The organism is Pseudomonas sp. H2_D02, from assembly GCF_054677635.1.
In genome coordinates, this window is the sequence record NZ_CP162816.1 from 3,145,460 (window position 1) to 3,171,864 (window position 26,405).

The following is a 26,405-nucleotide window of genomic DNA, read 5'->3' on the forward strand; positions in this document are numbered from 1 at the left end:
CACACACCGACCGCGCGTCATGCAGCGGCAAGTGGTGATGATGTCAAGGCGAGGGAAGCAGGGCGGGGGAGGCGCGAGGATTGATCAAGGGCCATCGCTGCCTGGGTAGGCAACGGGTCGGTTGTGCGGGCAAGGGCTTGGTTGGCTCGCCGGCAAGCAGGGCGAGCAGCCCGAAAAACGCCGCCAGCAGGATCGCACCGAACAGGCTCGCAATGACGCAATCAGCGACGACGGGCAGCGAAGGGGCGGGCACATCCTGCAGGCCCTCGAATATTGCCCCGCCGTCAGTAGAGCAAAACAGTCCGCCGTCCAAACCGCTCAATCGCAAGCCGGCCATTTGTCCATGGCCCATCGCGCACAGCAACGAACCGAACAGGATGCTGAAGTACAGCACCCAGGCAATCATCGATTTTTCGCGGCTGGCCAGCTTCATCAGCAAAGCTCGTTGAGAAGGAACGGTTTATCGGCGAGCGGATTTTACATTTTTTGATCCGTCAGTGAGCTTTTAAACAGTTCGACATACAGGCAACCGCCTTGCTGTCCGGTCTGTCGTCGGTATAAAAACCGTCTCGATTCGGCATCTTTACATCCGCCAAGGTCGATGCATCCACGGTCGCGTTGGCGTCCAGCAGCTTGTTCATGTGCAGGATGTAGCCGGTCACCGCATAGACTTGTTCGTTGGACAATGACTGTGGCGCCTGGAAGGGCATGGCTCTGCGGATGTAGTCGAAAAGCGTCGTTGCATAGGGCCAATAGCTGCCGACTGTCTTGAGCGGTTTGTCAGTCGTCAGCGTTCCAGCGCCCCCCGCCAACGCGGGGCCGATGCCACCTTCGAGCTTCACGCCATGGCAGCTGACGCAGCTGCTCATGTAGACCTTTTCCCCATCAGCCACCGTTGCGCGCCCTGGAGGCAAGGCCTTGCCGTCGGGCGCCACGTCGATGTTCCAACTGGCGATCTGCGCTTCGGTAGCCTTGGTGCCCAAACCGTATTGGGATTGTGCCGAGGCATGAGTCAGCGCACAGGCGCACAGCAAACCGATGAGAAACGATCCACCTTTAAGCCCGTCCATTGGTCACCTCCCCATTGCTGGAAACACGCCACGGTTGCACCGAATTGTTGTGGTAGAAAGAGACCTTGCCACGTTCATCAATCAACTGTTCCAGCATCGGCTGAACATAGCCGGTCTCGTCGATGGCGCGGCTCATGATCATCAATTCCTGGCCGTTCCATTCGAAAGGCGCCCTGAAGACAGTCAGCGCCTTGGTCAGAATGGGTTCTTGTAATTTGGCTTGCGTCCAGTTATTGCCGCCATCGACGGAAACGTCAACGCGGGTGATTTTGCCGTGGCCGCTCCAGGCGATGCCACGCATCTCATGCAGGCCCTTGCGTGTCAGTTTCTGGGTGCCGGAAGGGTAGGTCACCAGCGATTTGCACTCCATGACGAAGGAAAACTTCCGAGCTTTGCCGTCCGCCATCAAGTCGGTGTATTTGGCGGTTTCTTCCCGGCTGTAGGCGGGCGCATCGGTGACATGAAGTCGGCGCAGCCATTTGATGTGGGTGTTGCCCTCGTAGCCGGGGACAAACAGCCGCAGCGGGTAGCCCTGTTCCGGCCTTAGACGCTCGCCGTTCTGGCTGTAGACAACCATCACATCGTCCAGGCATTTCTCGATGGGAATGCTGCGTGTCATTGCCGCGCCGTCCGCACCTTCGGCAATGATCCACTTGGCTTGCGGTTTGAGCCCGGCTTCATCCAGCAGGGTCTTCAGGGTAACGCCAGTCCACTCAGCACAACTCACCAGGCCACTGACTTCGGCGGCGGTTTTGCCCCACGGAGGTAGAAACGATGGGTTGCCCGAACACTCCATGAAGTGCACGCGTGACACGGCGGGGAACTGGCGTATCTCGTCCACGGTAAAGATCAAGGCAGTTTCGGTGAGGCCGTGAATTGCCAACCGATGTTGCGCCGGATCGATTTGTGGGACGCCTGCGTGATGACGCTCATAGAACAGGCCGTTCGGGGTAATGATGCCGTCCAGTTCCTGAAGTGGCGAGGTGCTGTAGGCGGACATCGTGTCCTTCAGGCCGGGATACAGATTCCTGACGGCTTTGGTTTCGAATGTTGAAGGTTTGCCATAAGGGCTTGCCGTCGGGGCGCCAAGACTGCGGGTCCATTGCGGAACTTCAAGAGGCTGGCTCGGATCAATCGGGGCGATGTTGGTCGTCTCTGCGGTGACCAGATCGCTATTACCCAGCGCATAGGCAGCAGTACCGATAACGGCCCCGCTTTTAATCAAGAAATCCCGGCGAGCCAAAGCTGTTTGAGACGTGTCTTGCTGGGCGGGGACCATGGATTTTTTTGTCATTGTTGTTCCCTCTGGTTCTTTGTCGGGATGGACCCAACGGCAAGCCTGTAGACTGATCGGTCGGTCTGTAGTCAGCCTAGAACGAAAAACGCGCGTGGTCCAGTCGCAAGGACAACCATCGGTGATGGGACGTGAATGAGGAGGAGGTCGAGGGAGGCGGCGCATTTGAAGCGCCGCTGATGACAGTCAAGCCAGGCGTGGCTCAACCTTCAGTCCGGGCAGGAGGGTGTCGCAGAAAAACGTCGCGATGGATTCCGGCGAGCGTGGGCCTCCGGGTTTGATCCACAAGTAGCTGTAGTGATGAATACCAAGGATAGCCTTCACGGCCAACGAGTCCGATGTGCGGAAGGTCCCCTCGCTCACGCCAGCCTTGAGGATATTCGACCAGAGCTTTTCATACTGTCGGTGCAGGTCGAGCAACTCGGTCTGGCGCTCGCCAATGACCGAATACACTTCCCGGAAACACACCGTCATTTCGGCCAGGTGGGTGACAATCGTGCGCATCACGATGGCCGAGAACTGGCGAAATTTATCTTCCGCAGCCAAATCGCTCTCGCACAGAGGCGTGCCTTCTGCGATGAGCACCCGCAGATACCGGCTGGTGATTTCGAACAGCAATTCTTCCTTGCTGCCGATGTGGTAATACAGCGCGCCTCGAGCCAGGCCAGTGGCTTTTTCCAACTCAGCCATGCCGGTCGCGTGAAACCCGCGCGTCGAAAACAACTGCGCGGCGATTTTCAGTATTCGCTCCTTGGTGCTTGTTTCAGCAGGTTCGGCAGCGACGACGGCGTTCTTTTTTCCCATGGGTCGATTCCAACCGGTTGAGCTTCAATCATACCCATGCGTGCGCGCTGAAGGATACAGACGGGAGAAGCTCATCCCAAGGTCGCAGGAAGATAGTTGTATTGACCGATCGGTACAGAGGCGTTTAACGTATTTCCAAGGGCGTGGTGGCGTCGAGCGTTCTGAGAGCCTGCCTGGGCATTGGAATCGACCATGACAATAAGCAACTCCGTAACGAAGGCGTCCAGCTCGTCAGCTTCGGCAAGATTGATCGCGATGATCTGTTTCGCCATGCTCGCCTTTGCCGCGAACTCGCTGCTGTGCCGCCTGGCGCTTAAGCACACCAACATCGATGCCGCGAGTTTCAGCGTGGTCCGGCTGGCCAGCGGGGCATCGGTTTTATGGCTGTTGTGTGCCTTGAGGCGGACCTCAACCATAGGCAAAGGCAGTTGGCAGGGGGCCGCTGCCTTGTTCGTTTACGTCTTCGCTTTTTCCTTCGCGTACCGTCATTTGGAGACCGGGACGGGGGCATTGCTGCTGTTTGGCGCGGTTCAGCTGAGCATGGTTCTGTACGGCATGTTCAAAGGCGAGCGGATGCACACGTTGGCAGTCGTTGGGTTTGTGCTGGCGATTGTTGGCTTGGTTAGCCTGCTGGTTCCAGGTGCCGCAGCACCTGACCCCGTTAGCGCACTCACGATGCTGTTATCGGGGGTGGCATGGGGGATCTACTCACTGCTTGGCAAAACTGTCGCCGATCCCTTGGCAACCACAACCGGCAATTTCCTGCGCTCTATTCCCCTGGTCTTGATGGCAAGCGTGCCGTTTCTCTCAGCGTTGCGTTGGGATCCGCAGGGGATACTTTATGCGGTTCTTTCCGGCGCGCTAGCGTCAGGCGTCGGCTACGCGGTCTGGTACGTCGCGGTGCGTCATCTGGCAGCGTTTCAAGCCGCGACGGTGCAGTTGAGCGTGCCCATCCTGGCTTCGCTGGCGGGCATCGTTTTTCTGGGGGAAAGCCTGAGCGTAAGGATGGTGTTGGCATCCATTGCTGTACTGGGCGGCGTTGCGTTGGTGCTGGGTGGCAAGCATGGCAGAGCCACAGGCAGCTAGAGGCTCCGCTCGCTCAATCATGTGCGCCTGCGCGTGCCTGAATTTGTTCGCTCAACCACTCAAGGACTAGACTGGTGCCGCCCAGTCATAAGGCCCGTCAACCCATGCTTCTCGTCCCGTCAGATACCGCCGAACAGACAAAACTCACCCTTGAGGTGGTGCTGCGCTATCACATGGCCTGGAAGCACCGCGACCTGGAGGCGATACTCGCGCTCTATCACCCGCAAGTGCAATACAACGATTTTTTCCAGAACCGCAGCATGGGCCTGACCGAGCTGCGCGCCTACATCACCGGCACGTTGCCGCGCCATCCCGATGAATATCTTGAGCACAATGACCGCATTCGCGCTGACGGCTGCACGGCATTCATCCAGTACCAGACCGCCCTGAAGGGCAGTGGCGAGCGGGTGGTTTTTCGCACCAGCGAAGCGATCACCGTATGTGAGGGTCAGATCCTGCGTGTCAATGAATACGCGTCACTCGTGCGTGACGGCGAGCCGCACGCCGGGCGTCGCGCCCCTGCCATCAGTAAGCTGGGGCTCTCGGCGCGCCAGTTGAGTTTCATGGCGAGAGACTTGGCCGATTACTTTACCCGCCAGCAGCCATTCCTGGACCCTGACCTGGATCTTGCACGGATCGCCAGCGCCACCGGGTACAGCCGTAATCAGTTGTCTTACTTATTGAATCAAGTGCTCGGGCAAAGCTTCTATCGCTACGTGACTCAGGCTCGCTTGGCCTACCTCCTTGAACGCCTCGCCAGTTACGACGAAAACGCACCCATCGATGCCCTCGCAGTGGCTGCCGGATTCAATTCCACCTCTGCGTTCTACAAGGCTTTCCGCTGCCATACCGGCTGCACACCAAAAGCCTGGTTGAAGGCCAATTGCGCGCGTACCCGCAGATAACACAGGCCCCTTCGCTGCGCATTAAGCTCTGTCGGCAATCAAACGATGGAGCAGGTAATGGCTGGTTGGGGTGGTGTGAGTTTGTGGATGGAGCAAGTCGACGAGGCGCTGACGCCGCGTCCGGCGTTGCATCAGGATCTGCGAGCCGATGTGGTGATCATCGGTGCCGGCTACAGCGGCCTTTGGACGGCCTATTACCTCAAGCAGCAAGCACCGCACCTGGATATCGTCATAGTTGAAGCACAGATTGCCGGTTTCGGCGCCTCCGGTCGCAATGGCGGCTGGTTGATGGGTAATCTGCTCGGCGAAGACCGACTCCTGGGGCCCTTGCCTGCCGCGCAGCGTCATGCAGGATATCAACTGCTGCACGGAATTCCCGATGAAGTGGCGCGGGTGTGCCACGTCGAAAGCATCGATTGCGAACTGCGTAAAGGCGGAGTGCTGTACTGCGCGGCGCGGTATCCCGAGCAAGAACGGCGCCTGCGCGAACAACTCGCTGCCGCCCGTGCCCAAGGCCTGGGTGAGGACGATTATCGCTGGTTGAGCGCTCAGGCCTTGTGCGAACAATTGAATGTGGCCCAGGCGTACGGCGCCCTGTATTCACCTCACTGCGCGACCCTTCAACCTGCCCGGTTGGTACGGGGGCTAGCCGATGTCGTGGAACGCATGGGTGTGCGGATTTTCGAGCAAAGCGCTGTGCTCGACTGGACGGCAGGCCAAGTTCGAACCGAGCACGGTCGGGTGAGCGCCGATTGGGTGGTGCCGGCCGTCGAGGGGTATGCCAGTGCCTTGCCCCCGTTGAACAAATATCAACTGGCCGCGCAGAGCCTGATCGTTGCGACTGAGCCGCTCCCGGCGGACGTATGGGCCGAAATCGGACTCAGCCGTGGCCAGGCTTTCAGCGAAAACAGTCGACAAGTCACCTACGGTCAGCGCAGCCGCGATGACCGCCTGGTATTTGGTGCCCGCGGTGGCTATCGCTTTGGAGGTCGCCTGCGCAGTGACTTCAACCTCAGTCAGGCCGAACGTGAGTTGCGCCAGTACCTGTTTAGCGAACTATTCCCGGTTTTGCGCAATGTTCGCCTGACTCACGCCTGGGGCGGCAACCTGGGTGTCGCCCGGCATTTTCACCCGCACATGCTGGCCGACCGTCGCCAGAAGATCGCACTCGCCGGTGGCTATGGCGGTGAAGGCGTAGGCGCCAGCAACCTGGGTGGCCGTACCGTGGCCGCGCTGATTCTTGGTCAGGACAACGAACTGACACGCCAGCCTTGGGTGTGGGCCGACCGTCCGCTGGCCTCGTTGCCACGCTGGGAGCCAGAGCCCCTGCGCTGGCTGGGTTACAACGCCATTATCCAGAGCTTTGTTCACGAGGATCGGATATTGGCCAACCTCCATGTACCGCGCTGGCGTCGCCGGATGGCCGAGGGTCTGGCGGGTTGCATGGAACGATTGATGAAGTCCAAGGAGCCGTTCGCATGAAGATCGATCATTTTCGCGACACCCCACACTTGCCTCTCGGGGAATCGAGCGCTGTCGGCGTACCGCTGGGTGAGCCGGTTTCACAGGTTGCCACGACAAGCGTTGAACGCGATGACGGCGTCGAAGCCGGCGTGTGGGAATGCACCCCGGCCGCTGGCGGCGCCAGATCGTGCAACAGGAGTTCTGCCATTTCATCCAGGGGCGCTGCACCTTCACCCCGGATGGCGGTGAGGTCCTTCATATCCAGGCCGGCGACGCATTGATGTTGCCTGCGAACACCACGGGAGTCTGGGATATACAAGAAACCGTTCGCAAAAGCTACGTGCTGATTTTCTGAACTGCCTTCACCCATAACGTAAAGAACAAAGGTTGAGGTCTCGTATGTTGAAGTCGATCGTTCCGCTACTGTTGATCGCGTCCACCGCTCAGGCGGCAGACACCGTCAGGATCTACAACTGGAGCAGTTACATTGCCCCAGATACCCTGCAAAACTTTACCAGCCATACCGGGCACCCGACTCAGTATGACGTGTACGACAGCAACGAGGTCCTCGACGCCAAACTGATGGCCGGCCGTTCCGGGTATGACGTGGTGTTTCCCTCCAACCACTTCATGGCCCGGCAGATCAAGGCCGGTGCGCTGAAACCGCTGGACCGTAGCAAGCTGCCGAACTGGCAGAACCTCAACCCGACGCTGATGAAAGTTCTGGAGGCCAACGATCCGGGCAACCGATACGGTTTCCCGTACCTGTGGGGCAGCACCGGCATCGGCTACAACGTCGCCAAGGTCAAGGCAGTCCTGGGCGATGTACCGATAGACTCATGGGACATCATCTTCAAGCCGGAGAACATGAAAAAACTCGCCCGATGCGGCGTAGCCATGCTCGACAACGGCCCCGAGATCCTTCCCATCGCCTTGAACTACCTGGGGCTTGGGCATCACAGCAAGGACAAGGCCGACTACGAGAAGGCCCAGGCGCTGCTGCTCAAAGTGCGGCCCTATGTGAATTACTTCCACAACTCCAAGTACACCAGCGATCTTGCAACGGGAGACGCGTGTCTGGTCGTCGGGTTCTCTGGCGACGTGATGCAGGCGGCCGCCAGAGCCAATGAGGCCGGCAATGGCCAACAGATTGCCTACGCCATCCCCAAGGAAGGCTCACCCATGTGGTTCGACATGGTCGCCATGCCCGCCGATGCTCCGAATGAAGCTGCCGGTTACGCGTTTCTGAATTACCTGCTGGACCCCAACGTCATGGCTGACATCAGCAACCACGTGCACTATGCCAACGGCAATGCTGCCGCTGAAGGCATGGTCGACAAGGCCATTCTCAACGACCCGATGGTGTACCCGCCTGAAAGCGTGATGAAGAAACTCTTCGTTCTGGAAGCGATGCCGTTAGAGACCGACCGACTGCGCACGCGTGTCTGGAGTCGGGTTAAAAACGGGCAATAAAGTCAATCGCCGATGATGCGGGCAGCCCGGATCATCGGCGGCAGGTCCGCGGTGCGAAAGCATGCCTCACACGGGCACCATGACCGCTTGATGTGCTCTAGAAACAAGTCCAGAATCAAGTCTTTTCCTGCTCCGGCTAGAAAAGAAACCCCTTAAATTTCAACGAGTCGGACACCAGATACGAGTCTCGTTTCCCGCTCCAATTATTTTTCTATAGACTTCCATTGAAGTATGTAGAAACCAAAGAAAGAGGCTTCGGCCTCTTTTTTAGTTCCAGTAAAGTCTATTCTGGTACATCAATATCCACGAATTTTTAGTACATTTTTTAGTACATCAATTCGACGCTTGGTAAATCAGTTTTTAGAGCTGCTTGGCACTCCGAAAACGGTACAACCCTCCTTCATCCATATGAGTGGAGTTAGTACAATGGTCCTTACCAATACGGCGGTCCGACACGCCAGGCCTCGCGCCAAAAACTACACCCTTCCTGACTTTGATGGCCTTGCGCTTTTCGTGAATACGAAAGGCACCAAGAGCTGGCACTTCCGTTTTTCTTGGGCGGGCAAACAGCCTCGTATTTCGCTCGGTACTTATCCTGAAATAGGTCTACGCGATGCTCGCGCTCTGCGCGATATCGCCAGGGCGCTGGTCGCGATGGGTCTCGATCCCCGCGATCCGCGACGCCTTGAGCGCAATGCCAAACTGTTGGCCGAGAGAACACCTTCTTAGGTCGATGCGGTACAAGTTTTCGGTCCTTAGGGGAGCGGGACCGCCCGGGAATTCAAGCGGTGCTGAGTTGGGTTGCCAACTCTTTCGGTCTGTTGCTGGTCTTTAGCTCGCCCGCACACCTGAAAGCCAAGATCGTGATCCTTAGACTTTTAGTCCCAGAAGTCACCGTGCTGATCGACGGCATGGCGTGCACCCCTCAAACCTACCTATGCATCCAGATGAATGGAGCTTAGGCTGGAGCTAGGGTTATCAAGACTATGCTACGATTAAATAACGTAGATAACTAGTGAGGAGATTTCCATGAGCGTTACAGAGCAGTCGGGTGTCTCCACCTTGGTCGGTACGCCTAAGGAGGCTCGGGCTAGCTTAAGCCGCTCGCATGCGGACCGAGTGCTGGTCGTGTCTTTCGATCAGGTCAACCTCAGTGTATTTGAGGCGTTGGCGGAAAACTTCGCCAACGTGGCCTCCTCGATGTATGAGGTGCTGCAGGAGCGTCAGGACCCTAAGTCGCTCGAGCGACTGGCCGAGGTGTTTGTGACACGTAAGCCGCCTTCGCCTCGCCTGCTCAAGGAAGCGGCGATGCTGGTACAAGCCCGCAAAGCAGTGCTGGAGAGCGGTGACTGGTTGACCTCTGCAGATATCGCGCAGGTGGCCCAGTTGAGTAACCGCAACCCGAGTGCCCAGCCCAACAAATGGAAAAAGCAGGGGCAAATCTTTGCCATAAGTCACGGTGGGGTCGACTATTTCCCTGGTTACGGCTTGGATCCGGATGTGGGCTATCGGCCGCTCAAGGCACTCGCCAAAGTCATTCAGGCTTTTGGTGCCCACAAGGACGGCTGGGGTATGGCTTACTGGTTCCGCTCAGATAACAGTTTTCTGGGCGGCCAAAGGCCCCAGGACCTGTTGGCATCAGCGCCTGATCGGGTGATTGCTGCCGCACAGGATGAAATCCAGGGCATTGTCCATGGCTAAGCAGCGTACCGAGTCCAGTGAGGGTAGGGCGACGCCTCCCACGGACTTAGCGGCGTCCGTTACCCCGGTGCCTGTGGTTACGTTGCACGTCACTTTCACCGTGATCGCCAAAGGCGATGTGCTTCACCGTGTGCACCAGGATAAGTATCAGCCAGATCAATTCAATCCCGGTGTGCACGGCAACGCACGCTTCAGCCCGATTCAGGATGATCAGGGACGGGCGATTCCCACCTTGTATGGCGGCACGACCGTTGAGTGCGCCTTGATGGAGACCGTCTTTCACGACGTTCCCCATACGGCTGGCTTCAAGAGCTTCGACAAAAGCAAGCTAACTGGACAGGTGCATTCTGCCGTCCAGGTTAGCCAACCGCTGCACCTGGTTGATCTGTCCAGCGTGCCTCTGCGGAAACTGGGCATCACGCGCAAACAACTGATCGACACTGAGAAAGATCAATATCCTGCGACGCGCAAATGGGCAGAGGCGATCCACCGTCAGTGTCCAGATACCCAAGGGCTGTCTTGGGTGTCGCGACAAGATGATTCGGCACGTGCGGTGGTGCTCTTCGGTGACCGGATTCCTGACGGCGCACTCCATCCGCAGGGGGCGTCACGCAGCTTGACCGGCGACTCGACTGTGTTCGACACGGTGCTCAATCTGGCAGAGCGGATTGGGGTCGTTATCATCGCGGGAAAAAGCTGAGTCAAAATGACCGAACAGTACCCCTAAAATTCGCTCTCTAGAGCCGGAATTGCCATCATTAGATCTTGCTGAGGAGGTCGGGCTTTTATGGATGTCGGTGGTTCCGTAGAAGGTTTATGCAGCGTCGACGGCCAAACACGTCTTGCGTGCATCCCAAGGAAGGGGCGGTGCCTGCCACAGAGCGCAGCAACAACGATGGCTGGTTCCGTGCTGGCCTAGAAATGCGGAGCTCGTTATGGACGTCAACCAGATGTTAAATGATGAACTGGTGAGCCGGCTGGAAGAGAAAATTCCAGCCATGGCGAAAGGCGCGATTAATGTGGCCTATATCAATACGCTGGCTGCCGGACTCAGTGTGATGGAAGTCATGAATGGCGTGCTCGTTGAAACAACGGCCGATGGTCCGCACACGGTTATTCGGATGGCCAAGCCCAAGCATAAGGTAGCTTCGGGCAGGATTATCAAGGTGCGCCACCTTTCATAGCGAGAGGTTGAGAGCCCCCGTATCTTAACGATGTCGCCGCGCAACGCGCGGGAAGTCTGAGACTTCGGCGAGTCCAGCCTTTATGCTGTGCAGGATAACCGCCAAGCTCGCCGGCGCGTTGGGTCCGCTGATCAGTGACCCTGGGCTCTCAGCTTAGCCAAGCCCTGTTTGATATGTCCGGCGTTCTCGCCGATCGTGTGAAGTGCCCCTCGGACGTTGGCGCCAATATCTGTTGCACTTTGGTTTTCTACCTTCAAGGTCAGTTCCATCACCGCAGCCTCCAAGGCGAGCTGATTTTGATATAGCCGCTCATGAACATCAGAAAGTGAATATTCGCTGGGCATCGTTTTGGCTCCAATCAAGGACTCAAGAGCGTAGCAGCGGAAGGGGTGGAAACAAAGGGCGGTTGAATAAGCGAGCGCTACGCGATGCTCGCGCTCTGCGTGATATCGCCAGGGCGCTGGTCGCGAAGGGTATCGATCCCCGCGATCAGCGGCGCCTTGAGCGCAATGCCAAGCTTTTGAACCTGCAAAACACCTCCTGAGCGTCGTTTTAGCGTTGATGTGCTGCAGATCCTCGGCTTTTGGGAGAGGGGCGCGGCACCACCCGAAGATGTTGCCGTCGTGCGATGGGGTTCAAGCAATGCTGAATCGGGTTATGCCAACACCGTCGGTCTACCGTCGCCGGGCTTGAGAGCGATCGCGTGCAACACATCTGAATGCTAACTTTGTGCCCATAGACTCACGCCTCTACGCCATTGCACTGACCGGCGGCACGGCGTGCTCCCTTAAGCCTATCTATGCATCGGGATGAGTGGAGGGCCGGAGAGGGGAATTCTGCCGTCCAGGTTAGCCAGCCACTACATAACGCCCCGACTGGCTAATCGAAAGGTTCGCTGGACGTTCCGTACTCCGTACACGCAAGTTTGCCCTTCGCTGGCTGAGGCGTTATCGCCCTCTATTTCCGTCGACCCTATCAGACGAAGTAGGTTTCGAAATCCTTTTGCTTGTTGCTCCGGAGAGCGTGCGCCATCGACTATGTTGCCCATCGGTCGGGCTGGGCGACAAAGGCTTGGTGTGCATTCGAATTCGGAGGAACCTAACCCGTTTTTCCTAAAATCAATTTAGACAAAGGGGGTAGAGAAGTGAAGCGTAGCTGCTGGATCTGTTGGGGCGATGTATATCGAAAAGGAGACAGCCGCCCAGCTTCTACCGACAGCTGGAGACAACAGCGATTGCTTTCGCTCGGGATCTAGTTTTGCTTCCCTTTGTGGCGTCAGCCCCGTCCAGACACCTTCAGGACAGTTCAGTCGCCATCGCTTAAATCGAGGCGGTGACCGTGCTGCCAATAGCACCTTGCACTGATATCGATGGAGGGGATTCATTCTCACAAAAGACTATTGGCTCCCGACCACTTTGATTACCAACCTTTCACCCCACTCATGTCAGGCAGCTTATGAGCAATGCCCTTGTGGCAATCGATGCAGGTTGCCTCGCCATTGGCCAGTGAGGTCGAGTGCATGCTCGAGGCGCGCTTGCTTTGCCGGGTGAAGTCCATGAATTCGAAGTTGTGACAATTGCGGCATTCTCGCGAGTCGTTGGCCTTGAGTCGGGCCCATTCGTGCTCGGCCAGTTCACGTCGCAGGGCGAGGAATTTGTCGCGGGTGTCGATGGTGCCGAAAATCTTGCCCCAGACCTCCTTGGAGGCCTGCATCTTGCGCGCGATCTTATGGGTCCACTCGTGTGGCACGTGACAGTCCGGACAACTGGCGCGTACGCCGGAGCGGTTGGTGTAGTGGATCGTGTCCTTGAGCTCGACAAACACGTTGTCACGCATTTCATGGCAGGACACGCAGAACGTCTCGGTATTGGTCGCCTCCAGGGCAGTGTTGAAGCCGCCCCAGAAAACGATACCGGCGATAAAGCCCCCAAGCGTCAGGAAACCCAGGCTGTAATACAGGCTCGGACGACGCAGGACGCCCCAGTAGTCCTTGAGCAAGGCGAACAGTGCTTTCATGTTGCCTCCTCAAGGTTTCTTCGTGGCGTTGGCGTTGTCTTGCAGCAGTTTGTCGATTGTCTCGAAATTGTTTCCCACCAAAGGCTTCACGTCCGCCTGCGGTACATGGCACTGGTTGCAGAAGTACCGACGTGGTGAGACGGCCGCCAGCGCTTGGCCATCGCGGTCCATGTAGTGGGTGATGCTGATCATCGTTGCCTGGGTCCGTGCGCTGTTGGCACGGCTGTGACAGGACAGGCACTTGTTGCCGTTCGCGTCGACCTGATAGCCACGGATGGTGTGGGGAATGGTCGGCGGCTGGTCCGGGTAATTACGCTCGCGTTTGAGGTCTTTGTTTTCTTCATCGGTAATGGGCGGGGCGGGCATGTTCTGGGACAGAGTGCCGCCGGGGCGACGCCCATCCGGAGCTGGCGCGTCGAGCGGGTAGTCGATTTCAGCCGCGATCACCACGCCAATCGCGGCAAGCAGAAACAAGGGCAGCATTCGAAAAAGCATCAGGGTTCTCCTCAGGCCACGCTGACCAACTCGATGCGTATCGCGCACTTTTTGTAGTCGGTTTGCTTGGAGATCGGGTCGGTGGCATCGAGCGTGACCTTGTTGATCAGCTTGTTGGCGTCGAAAAACGGCACAAATACCAATCCTTGAGGCGGCTTGTTGCGCCCGCGGGTTTCGATGCGCGCACGGATCTCACCGCGTCGGCTGATCAGCTTCACTTCACTGCCGCGCCGTGCTTTCAAGGCCTTGGCATCCTCGGGATGCATGTACACCAGCGCATCCGGCACGGCTTTGTAGAGTTCTTCGACTCGCTGGGTCATGCTGCCCGTGTGCCAGTGTTCAAGAACGCGCCCGGTGCTCAGCCAGAACGGGTAGTCCGCATCCGGTGCCTCGGCCGGCGGTTCGTAGGGGAGGGCGAAAATGATCGCCTTCTTGTCCGGATAGCCATAGAACTGCACCTCGCTGCCTTTCTCCACATAGGGGTCCAGCCCCTCGCGATAACGCCAGCGGGTTTCCTTGCCATCCACCACCGGCCAGCGCAGGCCCCGTTCACTGTGGTAACGGTCAAACGCGGCAAGGTCATGTCCATGGCCGCGACCGAATTGGGCGTACTCCTCGAATAGCCCCTTCTGCGGGTAAAACCCAAAGGCCTTGGCTTCATCGTTTTTGTAGCCGGCTTCCAACTGCTCGACGGGGAACTGGTCCACCTGGCCATTTTTGAACAGTACCTCGAAGAGGGTCTTGCCCTTGAGCTCAGGTGCCTTGGCGAGCAATTCGGCGGGCCAGGTTTCATCGGTGGTGAAGCGCTTGGAAAATTCCATCAACTGCCACAGGTCCGACCGGGCGTCTCCCGGTGCCGTCACCAACTGATGCCAGAATTGCGTGCGTCGTTCAGCGTTACCGAAGGCGCCTTCCTTCTCCACCCACATGGCGCTGGGCAGAATCAGGTCGGCGGCCTGGGCGGAAACGGTGGGGTAGACGTCGGAGACAATCATGAAATTGTCCGGGTTGCGCCAACCCGGCAGGACTTCCTGCATGATGTTCGGTCCGGCCTGCATGTTGTTGCTGGCCTGGGTCCAGCACACGTTGAGCACACCGTCCTTGAGCATGCGGCTCTGTTCCACCGCGTGGAAGCCGGGCTTTTCCTGGATGGTGCCGACGGGCAGCTTCCAGATTTTCTCGGCGGTGGCGCGATGCTTGGGATTGGTGACCACCAGGTCGGCCGGTAGTCGGTGGGAAAAAGTCCCCACTTCACGTGCCGTGCCACAGGCCGACGGTTGACCAGTCAACGAGAACGGGCTATTGCCCGGCTCACTGATCTTGCCGGTAAGCAGGTGGATGTTGTAGATCAGGTTGTTGGCCCAGACGCCACGCGTGTGCTGGTTGAACCCCATGGTCCAGAACGACACGACCTTACGCTTGGGGTCGGCATACAACTGCGCCAGGCTTTTCAGTCGCTCAGGTGCAACCCCCGTCTCCCTGGCGGTTCGCTCCAGCGTGTAAGGCTTGACGAAGGCGGCGTACGCCTCGAAGTCAATATCCGTCCAGGTGTTGGCCTTGCCGGCATTCTTCGCGCTGGTTTCCCGTGGGTCGTCAGGACGCAGGCCGTAGCCGATGTCGTCGGCACCCCGGGCAAAGCGAGTGTGCTTGCTGATGAAATCCTGGTTCACCGCGCCGCTTTCAATGATGTGGTTGGCGATGTAGTTAAGAATCAGCAGGTCGGTTTGCGGCTTGAACACCATGGGGATGTCGGCCAACTCGAAACTGCGATGTTCGAAGGTGGACAGCACCGCCACTTTCACATGGGGCTGGCTCAGGCGGCGATCGGTGACCCGGCTCCAGAGCACCGGGTGCATCTCGGCCATGTTCGAGCCCCAGAGCACGAAGGCATCGGTGGCTTCGATGTCGTCATAACAACCCATGGGTTCATCGGCGCCAAAGGTGCGCATGAACCCCATCACCGCCGAAGCCATGCAATGGCGGGCGTTGGGGTCGATGTTGTTGGTGCGAAAGCCGGCCTTCATCAGTTTATTGGCGGCGTAGCCTTCCCAGACCGTCCACTGTCCGGAGCCGAACATACCGACCGATTCCGGCCCCTTGTTTTTCAGGGCTTGCTTGAACTTCAGCTCCATGATGTCGAAGGCTTGCTCCCAACTGACCGGCTGGAATTCTCCCTGCTTGTCGTACTGACCGTTCTTCATGCGCAACAGCGGCTGGGTCAGGCGATCAACGCCATACATGATCTTTGAAAGAAAATAGCCTTTCACGCAGTTGAGCCCACGATTGACTTCGGCCTTCACGTCGCCATGGGTGGCGACCACCCGGTTATCCCGGGTCGCGACCATCACGCTGCACCCGGTGCCACAGAACCGGCAGGGCGCCTTGTTCCAGTCCAGGGTGACCATATCCGCTTCGGTTACCAGGTTGCTGGAAGAGGTTACGATCGGCAGGCCCGCAGCGGCGGCTGCAATGGCGGCGGCCTGGGTCTTGACGAATGCACGGCGGGTCATGCTCATTCGATGTCTCCTTCGGGCTCGAGGAGTTCGTGATAGATCAACGCCGCGTTGAGTACGCCGGGCAGGTTGTTGATCTGGTCGATGCGTTGCAGGATCTGGCTTTCATGCACGGCTTCAAGCACTACCACCAGTTTTCCGGCGGCACTTTCCTGATGCAGTTCCAGGCCATCGAGCAGGCGCAGGTTGGCCTTGACCGCGTCGAACATCTCCGGTCGGGCAAGTACGACAAGACTGGCGATATGCAAGGTTTCGTCCATGAACGGGCTCCAATAGCCTCAAGAAAAAGCCACCGGTCAGAGGGGTGGGCCAGGAGGGCCATACAGCATCTGGAAAAACCAGACGAGGAAACCGTAGCCGCCGACGATGGCGACCGACAGCAGCGGAAAGAGGAACACGACAAGGAAGAGGAACAGCCGGGTTTCCTTGCGGCGATCAGGTTTGCGTTCTTCAGCCAACGACATTGGGGCTTCTCCAGCCGAACCTGAATTTATACTAGGACAGAAAAATCAAACTGGCCTATTTGTCCAGTTTTTATGACGAGCGGCTATGTCCCATATGAGTCCAACAGCGGCAAGTCCTGTTCTTCATCTACTATTTATTTTCTAGGGAGAGGGAGCTTGCTCCCGGTTCCGCAGCGACGTCCTATCGCTGCGCTTGAGTTAGAAAATAGTAAAGATCAGTATTCACCAACGAGCTGGGTACATAAGAATATCAAGTCATTTTGAAACGACTCACCATGACTTGTTGGTGTTCTGCCAACCTGGCTAGCTCCGGGCTAGTCGCTGCTGTTTGATCAGCTCCGGCGCTGACCTGAATAGCGACATCGTTGATTTCCATCACATTTCGGTTGATATCTTCCGCAACGGCACTTTGCTCCTCGGCAGCGGTGGCGATCTGCATGTTGCGGTCGCTGATGCTCGAAACGCCCACGGCAATCTCCGCCAGTAGTTCCCCCGCGCGCTCGATATTGGAGGCACCGGTGCGCGTCTTGCTCAAGGTTTCCTGCTTCGAACTGGTGGCGCGATCCGAGCCAGCCTGCAGTTTGGTGATCATGTCTTGGATGTTTCCAGTGGACTCTTGGGTTCTTTGAGCAAGCGTACGCACTTCAGTCGCGACCACCGCGAAACCACGTCCATGGTCGCCGGCCCGCGCAGCTTCGATGGCTGCGTTCAGAGTCAGCAGGTTAGTCTGTTCGGCGATGCCACGGATAACGTCTAGCACAGTGGAAATCGAATCACTTTCATTTTTCAGCTCGACAACGATGGCGGCGGTTTGATCCGCTTGCTCGGACAGGTCTTGGATGACACGGACGGTCGCCTCGATTTCTTTTCTGCCTTTTTCGGTGCTTTGGCTCACCTGTTGTGACAGGGCTGCCGCATCGCCGGTGCTCTGCGCAACATCACGAACCGTAGCGCTCATCTCATTGATGGCCGTGACCACCAGTTCCGTTCCCTGGCGTTGGCGTTCAAGGCTCTGGCTGGTCTGAAATGTGACAGCCGAAGACTCTTCTGCTGCAGTGGCCACTTGCGCGGTCGCGGTTCCAATTTCTTGAATAATTTGACTGAGCTCGGTGGCCGTGCGATTTAGGTTGTTGGCAATTGTGCCGAACTCATCCCGCCCCTCATAAGTGGCGCGGCTGGTGAGTTCTCTTTCGGAAAGAGCGATCAGCACGTTATTGACTTCGCCTACTGCTGCCCTAATGTTACGGATGATGCAGTACGACAGCAGGGTCACTGCCGCCACTGCACCGCCTACCGAGCCTAGGACAACCCATAACACGAAATATGCGTGGTCGTGCGCCTGATTGGCCAACTTGCATATGTGCAGGCTGAGCGCATTTTCGACGTCACTCATCTGGTCTATTCTGGCTGTCGATAGCTTAAACCAAGACTCGGCTGGGACGTCGAGCGAGTGGCCCATAGGCGTTTCCAAAATCAGTCGCTGAAGCCTAGCCACTTCCATAGCGTCGGCTGCCGCCATCTTATCGTCCAGTTGACGGACGTAGGCCTCATCGGCACTGCCGCGAAAGCCCTCAGCATAAGCTGAAAATTCGCCGAGGTTTCGGCTGAAGGTTGAGAGCAGTTCTGAATCTACACGGTTCTGGTTGAACACCACCCCCAATGTCGCGCGCTCCCGGCCGGCTCGCTCTTTCATCTCGATGAACTGATTGAGTGAGGAAAGGCTTCGCGCCAACTCTGGCTTTTCCACACTGCGTTGAAGTGCATGAGTGTAGGCGATCAAGCAGCCTCGTATTTCGCTTAGTACCTTTCCTGAAATTGGTCTTGGGATGCTCCCGTTCTGTATGATGTGGCCAGGGTGCTGATCGCTAGGCTCCTGGTCATGAAAAATGCCTAAAAAGCGGTTGCTCAGCATTGAAAGTGGTATGCAAGTTGAGCATTTTGTTTCTGGTTGCGGGCCTCAAACATCCGGTCGGACCCAGAACCTCCCGCTTCAATTGACTGCTCCGTCGACTGACAGCTAGGTGCTCAGGTTCAGATGTAGAGGGGCTGACTTTCGCTGTTCATGGCCAGTTAACCCCTTGAGCCAGGTCGGTGTTCAGTCGTTGGTCAGGTGCAGTTGCACTTCTAGGGCGTCATGCAGGAGTCGGACGACTTCGATCACGTCGTCGTTTGCCACACGATAGAACTCGATATGGCGTGGGCTCTTGACCGTCCCACACCATTTACCTGATGTTGATGATTCTGTTCAGATCGTCGGCAGGCGCTCCCCGGCGCAACTCACTACCTTCGACCTAGTGTTATTGATGGTGATCCGCGAGGCCGCTCAGCAGGTGTTGCTGGGCGATGATTTTTCGTTGACCAACGCCGTTTTGGTCATTGTCACGTTGACGCCATTGACATTGGTTTCTCATTGGTCAAACAGCGCTCACGCTGGTTTTTCCGTGTGCTCGATGGCGGGCCGACGATCGTGGTCGAAGACGGCAGAGTACTCGCTGAGCGCCTCAAGCATTCGCGGCTGGCAACGATGTCGGACTGCGCATTGCCGCACTCGAACCGGAACGCTACACCGGGGCAGGGTTCGCCATAAGCCACGCCAGCACCTTACGATGCGCGAAGTGAGCAGTCATAGTCTGCTATTGTTGATTTCCGATGGCAAACCTAATGATATCGATCAGCATAATGGTCGTTATGGTGTAGAAGACATGCGCCAGGCAGTCACCGAAGCTGATTTACAAGGCATCTATTCCTTCTGTTTGACCATCCACCGGCAGGCAGCAAACTATCTGCCTGCGGTATTTGGCGCGCGTCAATCCGCCTTGTTGCCCAGACCCGAGTTGTTGCCCGGCGTGAAGGGGATCAAAAGGCTGGTGATGGCTTGAACCTCCACAATTCGCCTTCTCTTTGGAGAGTCCTCTTATGCCTAAAGACAAGACCCCATCGTCGGTTGTTGCACAACAACTTCAGATGACGCTTTCGAGATGGGACGCTGAAGACACATCAAAAGCTTTTCCCACCCAAGGCATTAATGAGTTTCCTGAATTATCAAATACCGAGTTGGTTCACCTTCGTGTTCGTGTGATTGCACTGGAAAATCTGGTTATCGCGTTGCTCGCCCAAGGGACGGATCAACAGCTTACGGTCGCGCGTGAAATGGCTGGCTACATTCGGCCTAGACCGGGTTTTACCCAGCACCCTTTGACGATTCATGCTGCATCCCAAATGGTCAACAGCGTCGACCGTGCAGTGAGATTTCGAAAGCTGTCGGAAATATGAACAACCATCCTCCATTCGGTATGCAAGAGACTATTCGCCAATGATCGAGGCCTGCTTCAGTTCGACAACGGCATTGGTGGGTGTAAAGGCTTGTGGCTTGATGCGTGCAACCTTTGATCTGGCTCTGGATTTCTGTCGGATCCAGCGTCGTGGAGGCCTGCTCCCGGTTATTGAGCACCCGGCCTCGGTGTATTGGCTGATGCCAAAGGCGCCATCGAGGCACTGCGCGGCCTGGCCTGCGCGACACAGCTTGCTCTGCATTCAAAGATTTAGGTTTAGAAGTTACTGTGCGCGTCATCGCAGTGTCTCGTCCTGAATAAGGTTTACACCTTCTGACCTATCTTCAGGAGGAACCAATGGATTCAGGAAAAGGCGCAGTCATGAAGTCATCTCCCCACTGACGGGAAACTTCAGTCATGAGCCGAAAACCGCCTGCCATGAAAAAACCTTGGCGGGCGTCTCTCGTTCACGCTGATACCAGTCGTTTGATCCAGTCCAGCAGCACACTGGGTAGCAACTCGGGTCTGTGCAGCAAGGCATATTGCCGCGAGCCGAATACCGCTGGCAGGTAGTTCGTCGCCTGGCGATCGATAGTCAAACAGAAGGGATAGATGCCTTGGAGCTTGGCTTCGGTTACGGCCTGACGCATGTCTTCGACGCCGTAGCGGCCTTCATACTGGTCAACATCGTTGGGCTTGCCATCGGAGATCAGCAATAAGAGACGGTGCGTGGCAGCTTCGCGCATCAGCAACGTGCTGGCGTGGCGCAGGGCGGCGCCGGCCCGGGTGTAGCGTTCCGGTTCGAGAGCCGCTATGCGCCGACCGACTTCAAGGCTGTAACGCTCATCGAAGGCTTTCAGAGTTCGGATCGTGACCCGCTGCGGCCCTTCGCCGGAAAACGCCATCACACTATAGGGCTCGCCCAGGCTCTCTAGCGCCAGGCAGACCAGCAGCAACGCTTCGCGCTCGACATCAATGACCCGACGATGGCAGGACAGCCAGCTGTCGGTGGAGCCGCTGACGTCGATCAGCAACATGATCGCCATGTTGCGACGGCCACGACGCTGGGTCAGATACACCGCTTGCGGCATGCTCAGGCCAGCGCGGGCCTCGGCGCAAGCGTCGATATACGCTTCCAGATCGATTTCGTCGCCGTCCCATTGTTTGCGTAGCCTGACGCGTTGGGCCCGCAGACTTTCGAATTGCCGACGGATGGCATCCAGCACCGGACGATGAGCATCAAGGGTTCGCTCAACCCATTGCTGCGGACCTTCCCGAACAGGACTCAGTTGCAGGGTCGCCCCCGGATCACGGTACACCTGGTGGTGATAATCCCACTCGGGATAGCTGATCGTGTGGGTTGCGAGGTCCTGTGCACGGTGCTGAAATCGGGTCCGTGGCGGGTCGAGGGACAGCAGCACTTCTTTCGGGCGACCTGCCGTCACCACCAGCCGGGCTTCGTTGAGTTCGGACAATGACTCAGCGAAATCAGCCGCAGGGGTATCGGTATCCCGGTCGGTCGGGCGCTGCATGCCCATGGGGTCTTCGGCTTTTTCCAGCGGTTCGGCGGGTTGCACCATCCATAGGCCTTGTTCCTGATCGTCGTCCTCATCGGCACAGGCCTCGCGCGCAGTGGGCTGACGTGTGAGGCGGGCACTGCGTGGCAGGGCATCGTCGGTGTCGATTTCACCGGGCGAGGGCGACACTTCCTCACCGGCCGACGGTTCGCGCAGGTCGCCGGTCCAGGCATCAAGGAGAAGCCTGTCTGCGCCGAGCCCGTGAGATTCTTCGCAGAGGAGGAGACGTTGCGCGAGTGCTTCTGACAGTTGCAGCGAATCGGCGGTGTGGGTGGGGGTCGCCAACTCTTCCAGAGGCGCGCCGCATTCACTGTTCAGCAGTAAACGCAGGAAGTTTTCCAGGGGTTGTCGCTGGCTGGGAAAGGCGTGAAGCGGTGGGCGGGTCGCCAGGGCATGCTGGCGCAAGTCATGGATCGAGGGCGCCAATCCCGGCAACAGGCGTATCAAATCCGCATCAGCCGCCCAAGCTTCGAGAAGTAGATAGACGCTGCGCTGCATCGGGTTGTCGAGGGCTGACAGGGCATTGGCGCTGCCTCGTTGGGCGCGCATCGCCTGTTGCAAGGCCAGGGCTCTATAGCACTCCAGGGTGAGCGGATTCTCGCTGCTTCCCAAATCCTGCGGTAGCCATATAGTCACGCCATCGGTCGCTGGGACGGCGCTTTGCTGACACGGCTTTTCGTGACGCACAAAAAGCTTCTTCAGCAGCGTAGGGGGCGAGGGCGGTTGCGCGACGCGCAGCGAATAGTGGGTGTTGAACACTGCCTTGATCAGCAAGTCGAGGTGTTGTGCGACATCCCCGAGGGTGACGATTTTTTCAGTTTCCGAGGGGGGCGGTGACGACGCCACAACGCCTGTGCATACACCGTCGCGTGGCGTGCAACATCGGTAATGAGGTCCTCGGCTTCGGCCATTTAGATAAATGTCAGGTCGACGAGGTCGCGCATGGCAGCGACCAGTACCGCGTCGTCGGACAGCGGCGAGATCAATGCGACCCGACAGGCGATGGGCGCAGCAATGCCGCAGGTAATCAGTCGCGCAGTGGCAATCAACAGACGGGTACTGGGGACTTCCGCCAGGCCCCGGTCCTGCAGGGCGCGTATTCGCTGGGCGAGGGTGACCAGCGCGTGGGCGATGGCGTAGTCGGTTCCACCTTCATGGATGACAATGGCGATTTCGCGCTCGGCCGGCGGGAAATCGAAATCCAGCGCCACAAAGCGCTGTCGAGTGCTCGGCTTCAAATCCTTGAGTATTCGTTGGTAGCCGGGGTTGTAGGACACCACCAATTGAAAGTGTGGCGAGGCTTCAACGATTTCGCCGATTTTGTCCAGGGGCAGAATGCGTCGGTGGTCGGTCAGCGGGTGCAGGACGACAATGGTGTCTTGCCGCGCTTCGACCACCTCATCCAGGTAACATATAGCGCCTTCGCGCACCGCCCGGGTCAGCGGGCCTTCCGTCCAGTGGGTACCTTGGTGACCGATCAGGAAGCGCCCGACCAGGTCGCTGGCACTCAAGTCGTCATGGCAGGAAATAGTGATCAGCGGGCGCTTGAGACGCCAGGCCATGTGTTCGACAAAACGGGTCTTGCCACACCCGGTGGGTCCTTTGAGCATGATAGCCAGCTGCTGTGCATGGCATTGATCGAAGATCGCCACCTCGTCGCCGCTGGGCTGGTAATAGGGTTCAGCTTGCGGCGATGCGGGTTCTGCGGCCGACAGGTTCTGCTGCATTCGTGAACGATCAATCACAACGCTGCGCCCGACGCACGAGGCACCAGAACCGGATCGGCTTCATCGACATTGAATTGCGGCGCATGGCGGAAAAAATCGAAGATAAACAGCCCGACACCCAGGCTGAACATCGACGCCGTCGCCACCAGCATCAGGAAATGCACCTGAATCTTCAACTGCACATCCAGATAGCCCATGCCGAGAATGCGTTCCAGGTACACCTGAGCAATGCCCGCAGTGGCAAATGACAGGGTCATGCCGAACATCCCTCCCAACTGCAGCCAAAATGCCCAATAACCGATACTGCTTTCTTCCACGGGACGACGGGTCATGCCTGGAAGTGCGTAGGTGATCATCGCCAGGACTATCATGGCATAGGCCCCATAGAAGGCCGCATGGCCGTGCATTGCGGTAATCAGGGTGCCATGGGTCCATTTGTTGACGTCGGGGAAGGTATGAGCCAGACCGAGGAGGCCAGCGCCAAACATGGTGAACAGGGCGCTGCCCATGGTCCAGTGCAAGGCCAGTTTGTTGGGATGAGAGAGGCCGGAGCGGCGCATGGCGTTGTAGGCGTAGATCGCCATACCGACCAGCGCCATAGGCTCAAGTGCACTGAAGAAACCGCCCAATGGAAGCCAGTAATGGGGGACGCCGATCCAGTAATAATGGTGGGCGGTGCCAAGGATACCGGCAATGAACACCAGGCCGACAATCACGTACAGCCACTTCTCCATGACCTCGCGATCAGCACCGGACAGTCTGATCAGCAGATAGGCCAGAAAGCCGCCCTGGATCATTTCCCAGACACCTTCGACCCACAGGTGAATCGTCCACCAGCGGTAGTAGATCGATACCACGTAGTTTTCATAATGCAGCAGTGCAGGCAGATAAAGCACGGCGGCACTGGCCAGGCCCAACAAAAGAACGCCTTCGGTGGCAGTGAAACGCCCGGCTTTCTTGATGGTCATGCCGATGTTGTAGAGAAACATCAGCATGCAGATCACGATCACGATCTTGTGCGGCAGCGGTTGTTCGAGCAGTTTGTTCCCGGTGCCATAACCGAACAGATAGCCCAGCACGGCGGTGACCCCCATGGCCGTCCACAACCCGAGCTGGATATACGCCAGTTTGGTGCTGTGCAACTCGCCACGGGACTCGTCCGGCACCATCCAGTAGGTTGCCCCCATGAACCCGGTCAGTACCCAGACGATCAACAGATTGGTGTGTATTGCCTTGGTGACATCAAAGGGCAACACGTCCAGCAGGGGATCCGGTCCGAGGTATTTGGCCGCCGAGAGCAAGCCGAATACCAGTTGCAGACCGAATAGCGCCATGGCAACGGCGAAGTACCAGTAAGCGACGGATTGAGATCTGTAACGCATGGTCATCCCCTTTGATTACTGGAACGACGCCAGATAGGCGACCAGTTGATCGATCTGTTCGGGCGTTAGCGATTTGGCGAAGGTGTCCGGCATGAAAGACATGCCATTGGCGGAATACATGTCGCCCGGATGCAGGTACGCGCTTGGCGTGACGATGGATTCGCGGATGAAGCCTTCGACGTCCTTGGCCTTGCCCTTGTAGTCAGGCGAGGCAATGACCTGTTTGGCCCGAGCAGCCAACCCGGCCAGTGTCGGTCCGGCGAGATTGACTCCCGGTGCAATCGAATGACAAGCGCTGCACACCGGTGTGGCCGTGGTTCGAAACAGCGCCTCGCCCAGGGCGATCGGGTCTTCCTTGTCGGACACCGGGCGTGCGGCGGGTGGCTGGTTGCCACCGGCGACATTCTGTTGCGCAACGGTGAGGTCCATGCCGGGAATCGACGTGCCGGTCACCAGGATCGGCCGCGGCGGCCAGCCTTGATTGTCGACCTTGCTCACCCAATCCATAAAGGCGATCAACGCCGCGATTTCTTCGTCGTTGAGTTTTAGGTTCGGCATCAACCGGCGATGACGTTGCTCGTCATAAAACTTTGAGGGGTCTTTGAGGAACGCGGTGAGATAGGGGGTGCCGCGCTGCTGGGTGATTTTCGTAAGGTCCGGAGCGTAATACGCGCCTTCACCAAACAACGTATGGCAATTGATGCAATTGTATTCATGCCATACATCCTTGCCGCGAGTGACTTCTGGCGTGATCTGTTGAGCGTTGGTCAATTTTGGAAACTGCCGGTGACTATCAACCGTCATGCCAAGAAACACAATGGCGGCGATGGCCGTCGATATCAGCGCGAACGAGCGTGTCTGGCGTTTGTTCATTGCGAACTCCCTAGACGCCGATACCCGTCCAATAGGTGATGCCGATAACGCTGGCATAAACGACCGCGCTGGCCATCAGCACGAGCACGGCATAGCTGACTATCTTCAAAGCTTTTTGCACGGCTGCATCCCGAGTAGAAAGTGCAGTTGGAAAGTTCTTGGAAAAGCGCTCTGCCGGTTGGGTATTATTAACGATACCAAGCGCTGCATATTTGAGTGTGGTGGTTCAAGTTGTGAGAATGAATGATCTTGAGGGTAGTAGGCTTTGCATGGCTGTCAAGAAATTCTATGAAATTTTAACAAGTCGTAGTGACGGATACATAGAAGAAATTGAAATAATCAGGTGAAGCAAATGATCAGTATATCTCTATTGAGGGCGGAGGCGCATGGCATTCAGTCATGGTCAACCGTAAGCTCGATGGCTTCATGATATTTTGAGATCGGTATTTCGTCTCTTTTCATGATCCGGGATTCAAATTTCCGATCTAGATAGAGTCGATCGAGTAATCAAGGGCGGCGCAGCTCGAAAAAGTCCGAACGGTGGGAATCCATTTAGGAATCTGATCAAACATCGAATCGTTAATGATAGATATCAAAAACGACTTAAAAAGGCCCGCAAGCGGGCCTAAAAAGGGGGGGCTATTAGTCGCATGAAACTGTTCCGGCTTCTTACTCCTCAACTGCCACCAGTCGCGCACCTTTACGCGTGACCTGCTGCCCGACTTCAAATCTGGCATTGGGTGAGCGCACTGTACTAGTCTCACCTTGTGTGTTTTTTACTTGATAAGCGGTTTCAGATTTACCAATCCCTGTTTGCACCGCACTGCCTGCGAAAAAACCGCCAGCTGCGCCGACTAATGCACCAATCGGCCCCCCTACCGCGCCAACCATCATTCCGGTCAAGGCGCCGAAACCCTTGCCGGCAGTTGTGTCGGGGACTTCACGGATTATCTGGTCTGCCAGGCATAGCGGAGACAGTAGAGTACACAGGGTAAAACTGAGCGCGATTGAACGAGTCATGACATTGTCCCTTTGGGGTTTGCGTTAAGTTCAATACTCAATACACAAAACGGGCCAAGAATTTTATTCAACAATATCAATTAGT

Annotated in this window: 25 protein-coding genes and 7 pseudogenes; 13 read left to right on the forward strand and 19 right to left on the reverse strand. The window is 57.3% G+C overall.

What is annotated here, in order from left to right; genetic code table 11:
* Window positions 1–43: 43 nt before the first annotated feature.
* The 5 genes from AB4N42_RS14645 to AB4N42_RS14665 all read right to left on the reverse strand — a co-directional run bounded on the left by AB4N42_RS14645 (window position 44) and on the right by AB4N42_RS14665 (window position 3,440).
* Complete coding sequence (locus tag AB4N42_RS14645; protein WP_025214421.1) at window positions 44–433, reverse strand: DUF2946 family protein; 390 nt, start codon at window positions 431–433, stop codon at window positions 44–46.
* A gap of 61 nt (window positions 434–494) precedes the next feature.
* Window positions 495–1,070, reverse strand: a complete 576-nt coding sequence (locus AB4N42_RS14650; protein WP_052239506.1) for a c-type cytochrome — start codon at window positions 1,068–1,070, stop codon at window positions 495–497.
* Window positions 1,057–2,364, reverse strand: coding sequence for a sulfite dehydrogenase (gene soxC, locus AB4N42_RS14655; RefSeq protein WP_460114884.1), 1,308 nt, complete (start codon window positions 2,362–2,364; stop codon window positions 1,057–1,059). Before soxC ends, AB4N42_RS14650 begins: the two co-directional genes overlap by 14 nt.
* Window positions 2,365–2,550: 186 nt before the next feature.
* Window positions 2,551–3,168, reverse strand: a complete 618-nt coding sequence (locus AB4N42_RS14660) for a TetR/AcrR family transcriptional regulator (protein ID WP_054069184.1) — start codon at window positions 3,166–3,168, stop codon at window positions 2,551–2,553.
* A 71-nt stretch (window positions 3,169–3,239) separates the two neighbouring features.
* Window positions 3,240–3,440, reverse strand: a complete 201-nt coding sequence (locus AB4N42_RS14665) for a hypothetical protein (RefSeq protein ID WP_411387231.1) — start codon at window positions 3,438–3,440, stop codon at window positions 3,240–3,242.
* Between AB4N42_RS14665 and AB4N42_RS14670 the strand changes: the two genes are divergently transcribed.
* The 9 genes and pseudogenes from AB4N42_RS14670 (at window position 3,424) to AB4N42_RS14710 (ending at window position 10,981) form a co-directional block, all read left to right on the forward strand.
* On the forward strand, window positions 3,424–4,254 hold the full coding sequence (locus AB4N42_RS14670) for a DMT family transporter (protein WP_460114885.1): 831 nt from the start codon (window positions 3,424–3,426) through the stop codon (window positions 4,252–4,254). The genes AB4N42_RS14665 and AB4N42_RS14670 overlap by 17 nt on opposite strands.
* A gap of 104 nt (window positions 4,255–4,358) precedes the next feature.
* Window positions 4,359–5,159: a helix-turn-helix domain-containing protein gene (locus AB4N42_RS14675; RefSeq protein ID WP_043042109.1), complete on the forward strand. Its 801-nt coding sequence runs from the start codon at window positions 4,359–4,361 to the stop codon at window positions 5,157–5,159.
* A 57-nt stretch (window positions 5,160–5,216) separates the two neighbouring features.
* Window positions 5,217–6,641 (forward strand): NAD(P)/FAD-dependent oxidoreductase, encoded by a 1,425-nt coding sequence (locus tag AB4N42_RS14680; protein ID WP_460079000.1) that lies wholly within the window; start codon window positions 5,217–5,219, stop codon window positions 6,639–6,641.
* Window positions 6,638–6,978, forward strand: a pseudogene (locus AB4N42_RS14685) (cupin domain-containing protein). Before AB4N42_RS14680 ends, AB4N42_RS14685 begins: the two are co-directional and overlap by 4 nt.
* Before the next feature lie 44 nt (window positions 6,979–7,022).
* Complete coding sequence (locus AB4N42_RS14690) at window positions 7,023–8,096, forward strand: polyamine ABC transporter substrate-binding protein (protein WP_460114886.1); 1,074 nt, start codon at window positions 7,023–7,025, stop codon at window positions 8,094–8,096.
* Window positions 8,097–8,522: 426 nt separating this feature from the next.
* A pseudogene (locus AB4N42_RS14695) lies at window positions 8,523–8,810 on the forward strand (Arm DNA-binding domain-containing protein); the annotation flags it as partial.
* Between the two features lie 315 nt (window positions 8,811–9,125).
* Complete coding sequence (locus AB4N42_RS14700) at window positions 9,126–9,797, forward strand: hypothetical protein (RefSeq protein WP_095973912.1); 672 nt, start codon at window positions 9,126–9,128, stop codon at window positions 9,795–9,797.
* Entirely contained in the window at window positions 9,790–10,497 is a 708-nt protein-coding gene (locus tag AB4N42_RS14705; protein ID WP_258637279.1) for an RES family NAD+ phosphorylase, read from the forward strand. Before AB4N42_RS14700 ends, AB4N42_RS14705 begins: the two co-directional genes overlap by 8 nt.
* 235 nt (window positions 10,498–10,732) lie before the next feature.
* Window positions 10,733–10,981, forward strand: coding sequence for a hypothetical protein (locus tag AB4N42_RS14710; protein ID WP_095962602.1), 249 nt, complete (start codon window positions 10,733–10,735; stop codon window positions 10,979–10,981).
* Window positions 10,982–11,112: 131 nt separating this feature from the next.
* On the opposite strand, the gene AB4N42_RS14715 is transcribed toward AB4N42_RS14710, so the two are convergent.
* Window positions 11,113–11,325 carry a hypothetical protein gene (locus AB4N42_RS14715; protein WP_095962603.1) on the reverse strand — a complete coding sequence of 71 codons (213 nt, stop codon included), beginning with the start codon at window positions 11,323–11,325 and terminating at the stop codon, window positions 11,113–11,115.
* A gap of 846 nt (window positions 11,326–12,171) precedes the next feature.
* Between AB4N42_RS14715 and AB4N42_RS14720 the strand changes: the two are divergent.
* Window positions 12,172–12,342: pseudogene (locus AB4N42_RS14720) on the forward strand (transposase); the annotation flags it as partial.
* A gap of 58 nt (window positions 12,343–12,400) precedes the next feature.
* Here AB4N42_RS14720 and AB4N42_RS14725 read toward each other — a convergent pair.
* The 8 genes and pseudogenes from AB4N42_RS14725 to AB4N42_RS14760 form a co-directional block, all read right to left on the reverse strand.
* Complete coding sequence (locus AB4N42_RS14725) at window positions 12,401–12,997, reverse strand: cytochrome c3 family protein (RefSeq protein WP_013692861.1); 597 nt, start codon at window positions 12,995–12,997, stop codon at window positions 12,401–12,403.
* Between the two features lie 9 nt (window positions 12,998–13,006).
* A complete protein-coding gene (locus AB4N42_RS14730) occupies window positions 13,007–13,492 on the reverse strand; it encodes a nitrate reductase cytochrome c-type subunit (RefSeq protein WP_013692862.1) in 486 nt (161 codons plus the stop codon).
* Window positions 13,493–13,503: 11 nt separating this feature from the next.
* The gene (gene napA, locus AB4N42_RS14735; protein ID WP_460114887.1) at window positions 13,504–16,008 is read right to left on the reverse strand and encodes a nitrate reductase catalytic subunit NapA; all 2,505 of its coding nucleotides are present in this window, start codon (window positions 16,006–16,008) and stop codon (window positions 13,504–13,506) included.
* The gene (locus tag AB4N42_RS14740) at window positions 16,005–16,265 is read right to left on the reverse strand and encodes a chaperone NapD (RefSeq protein WP_025214374.1); all 261 of its coding nucleotides are present in this window, start codon (window positions 16,263–16,265) and stop codon (window positions 16,005–16,007) included. Before AB4N42_RS14740 ends, napA begins: the two co-directional genes overlap by 4 nt.
* Window positions 16,266–16,301: 36 nt before the next feature.
* A complete protein-coding gene (gene napE / locus AB4N42_RS14745) occupies window positions 16,302–16,469 on the reverse strand; it encodes a periplasmic nitrate reductase, NapE protein (RefSeq protein WP_025214373.1) in 168 nt (55 codons plus the stop codon).
* Between the two features lie 250 nt (window positions 16,470–16,719).
* Window positions 16,720–17,427 carry a methyl-accepting chemotaxis protein gene (locus tag AB4N42_RS14750; protein WP_374046026.1) on the reverse strand — a complete coding sequence of 236 codons (708 nt, stop codon included), beginning with the start codon at window positions 17,425–17,427 and terminating at the stop codon, window positions 16,720–16,722.
* Window positions 17,428–17,580: 153 nt separating this feature from the next.
* Window positions 17,581–18,381, reverse strand: a pseudogene (locus tag AB4N42_RS14755) (nitrate- and nitrite sensing domain-containing protein); the annotation flags it as partial.
* A 183-nt stretch (window positions 18,382–18,564) separates the two neighbouring features.
* A pseudogene (locus tag AB4N42_RS14760) lies at window positions 18,565–18,684 on the reverse strand (type II toxin-antitoxin system RelE/ParE family toxin); the annotation flags it as partial.
* A gap of 14 nt (window positions 18,685–18,698) precedes the next feature.
* Here AB4N42_RS14760 and AB4N42_RS14765 point away from each other — a divergent pair.
* The 3 genes and pseudogenes from AB4N42_RS14765 to AB4N42_RS14775 form a co-directional block, all read left to right on the forward strand.
* Window positions 18,699–18,987, forward strand: a pseudogene (locus AB4N42_RS14765) (DUF421 domain-containing protein); the annotation flags it as partial.
* A 2-nt stretch (window positions 18,988–18,989) separates the two neighbouring features.
* A pseudogene (locus AB4N42_RS14770) lies at window positions 18,990–19,348 on the forward strand (nitric oxide reductase activation protein NorD); the annotation flags it as partial.
* A 37-nt stretch (window positions 19,349–19,385) separates the two neighbouring features.
* The gene (locus tag AB4N42_RS14775; protein WP_025214371.1) at window positions 19,386–19,742 is read left to right on the forward strand and encodes a hypothetical protein; all 357 of its coding nucleotides are present in this window, start codon (window positions 19,386–19,388) and stop codon (window positions 19,740–19,742) included.
* A gap of 466 nt (window positions 19,743–20,208) precedes the next feature.
* Here the strand turns inward: AB4N42_RS14775 and AB4N42_RS14780 are convergent, their stop codons facing one another.
* The 5 genes from AB4N42_RS14780 to AB4N42_RS14800 all read right to left on the reverse strand — a co-directional run bounded on the left by AB4N42_RS14780 (window position 20,209) and on the right by AB4N42_RS14800 (window position 26,320).
* Window positions 20,209–21,954: a nitric oxide reductase activation protein NorD gene (locus AB4N42_RS14780; protein ID WP_460114888.1), complete on the reverse strand. Its 1,746-nt coding sequence runs from the start codon at window positions 21,952–21,954 to the stop codon at window positions 20,209–20,211.
* Window positions 21,955–22,229: 275 nt separating this feature from the next.
* Window positions 22,230–23,045 carry an AAA family ATPase gene (locus AB4N42_RS14785; protein ID WP_460116394.1) on the reverse strand — a complete coding sequence of 272 codons (816 nt, stop codon included), beginning with the start codon at window positions 23,043–23,045 and terminating at the stop codon, window positions 22,230–22,232.
* A 14-nt stretch (window positions 23,046–23,059) separates the two neighbouring features.
* Window positions 23,060–24,427: a cbb3-type cytochrome c oxidase subunit I gene (locus AB4N42_RS14790; protein WP_013692871.1), complete on the reverse strand. Its 1,368-nt coding sequence runs from the start codon at window positions 24,425–24,427 to the stop codon at window positions 23,060–23,062.
* 15 nt (window positions 24,428–24,442) lie between these two features.
* Complete coding sequence (locus tag AB4N42_RS14795; protein ID WP_025214367.1) at window positions 24,443–25,300, reverse strand: c-type cytochrome; 858 nt, start codon at window positions 25,298–25,300, stop codon at window positions 24,443–24,445.
* A gap of 669 nt (window positions 25,301–25,969) precedes the next feature.
* Window positions 25,970–26,320: a hypothetical protein gene (locus AB4N42_RS14800; RefSeq protein WP_034114485.1), complete on the reverse strand. Its 351-nt coding sequence runs from the start codon at window positions 26,318–26,320 to the stop codon at window positions 25,970–25,972.
* Between the last annotated feature and the right edge of the window lie 85 nt (window positions 26,321–26,405).

Coding starts and splice junctions, on each gene's coding strand:
- AB4N42_RS14645 (WP_025214421.1), bottom strand. CDS start 433: ATGAAGCTGGCCAGCCGCGAAAAATCGATGATTGCCTGGGTGCTGTAC.
- AB4N42_RS14650 (WP_052239506.1), bottom strand. CDS start 1,070: ATGGACGGGCTTAAAGGTGGATCGTTTCTCATCGGTTTGCTGTGCGCC.
- soxC (WP_460114884.1), bottom strand. CDS start 2,364: ATGACAAAAAAATCCATGGTCCCCGCCCAGCAAGACACGTCTCAAACA.
- AB4N42_RS14660 (WP_054069184.1), bottom strand. CDS start 3,168: ATGGGAAAAAAGAACGCCGTCGTCGCTGCCGAACCTGCTGAAACAAGC.
- AB4N42_RS14670 (WP_460114885.1), top strand. CDS start 3,424: ATGATCTGTTTCGCCATGCTCGCCTTTGCCGCGAACTCGCTGCTGTGC.
- AB4N42_RS14665 (WP_411387231.1), bottom strand. CDS start 3,440: ATGGCGAAACAGATCATCGCGATCAATCTTGCCGAAGCTGACGAGCTG.
- AB4N42_RS14675 (WP_043042109.1), top strand. CDS start 4,359: ATGCTTCTCGTCCCGTCAGATACCGCCGAACAGACAAAACTCACCCTT.
- AB4N42_RS14680 (WP_460079000.1), top strand. CDS start 5,217: ATGGCTGGTTGGGGTGGTGTGAGTTTGTGGATGGAGCAAGTCGACGAG.
- AB4N42_RS14690 (WP_460114886.1), top strand. CDS start 7,023: ATGTTGAAGTCGATCGTTCCGCTACTGTTGATCGCGTCCACCGCTCAG.
- AB4N42_RS14700 (WP_095973912.1), top strand. CDS start 9,126: ATGAGCGTTACAGAGCAGTCGGGTGTCTCCACCTTGGTCGGTACGCCT.
- AB4N42_RS14705 (WP_258637279.1), top strand. CDS start 9,790: ATGGCTAAGCAGCGTACCGAGTCCAGTGAGGGTAGGGCGACGCCTCCC.
- AB4N42_RS14710 (WP_095962602.1), top strand. CDS start 10,733: ATGGACGTCAACCAGATGTTAAATGATGAACTGGTGAGCCGGCTGGAA.
- AB4N42_RS14715 (WP_095962603.1), bottom strand. CDS start 11,325: ATGCCCAGCGAATATTCACTTTCTGATGTTCATGAGCGGCTATATCAA.
- AB4N42_RS14725 (WP_013692861.1), bottom strand. CDS start 12,997: ATGAAAGCACTGTTCGCCTTGCTCAAGGACTACTGGGGCGTCCTGCGT.
- AB4N42_RS14730 (WP_013692862.1), bottom strand. CDS start 13,492: ATGCTTTTTCGAATGCTGCCCTTGTTTCTGCTTGCCGCGATTGGCGTG.
- napA (WP_460114887.1), bottom strand. CDS start 16,008: ATGAGCATGACCCGCCGTGCATTCGTCAAGACCCAGGCCGCCGCCATT.
- AB4N42_RS14740 (WP_025214374.1), bottom strand. CDS start 16,265: ATGGACGAAACCTTGCATATCGCCAGTCTTGTCGTACTTGCCCGACCG.
- napE (WP_025214373.1), bottom strand. CDS start 16,469: ATGTCGTTGGCTGAAGAACGCAAACCTGATCGCCGCAAGGAAACCCGG.
- AB4N42_RS14750 (WP_374046026.1), bottom strand. CDS start 17,427: ATGAGCGCTACGGTTCGTGATGTTGCGCAGAGCACCGGCGATGCGGCA.
- AB4N42_RS14775 (WP_025214371.1), top strand. CDS start 19,386: ATGCCTAAAGACAAGACCCCATCGTCGGTTGTTGCACAACAACTTCAG.
- AB4N42_RS14785 (WP_460116394.1), bottom strand. CDS start 23,045: ATGCAGCAGAACCTGTCGGCCGCAGAACCCGCATCGCCGCAAGCTGAA.
- AB4N42_RS14790 (WP_013692871.1), bottom strand. CDS start 24,427: ATGCGTTACAGATCTCAATCCGTCGCTTACTGGTACTTCGCCGTTGCC.
- AB4N42_RS14795 (WP_025214367.1), bottom strand. CDS start 25,300: ATGAACAAACGCCAGACACGCTCGTTCGCGCTGATATCGACGGCCATC.
- AB4N42_RS14800 (WP_034114485.1), bottom strand. CDS start 26,320: ATGACTCGTTCAATCGCGCTCAGTTTTACCCTGTGTACTCTACTGTCT.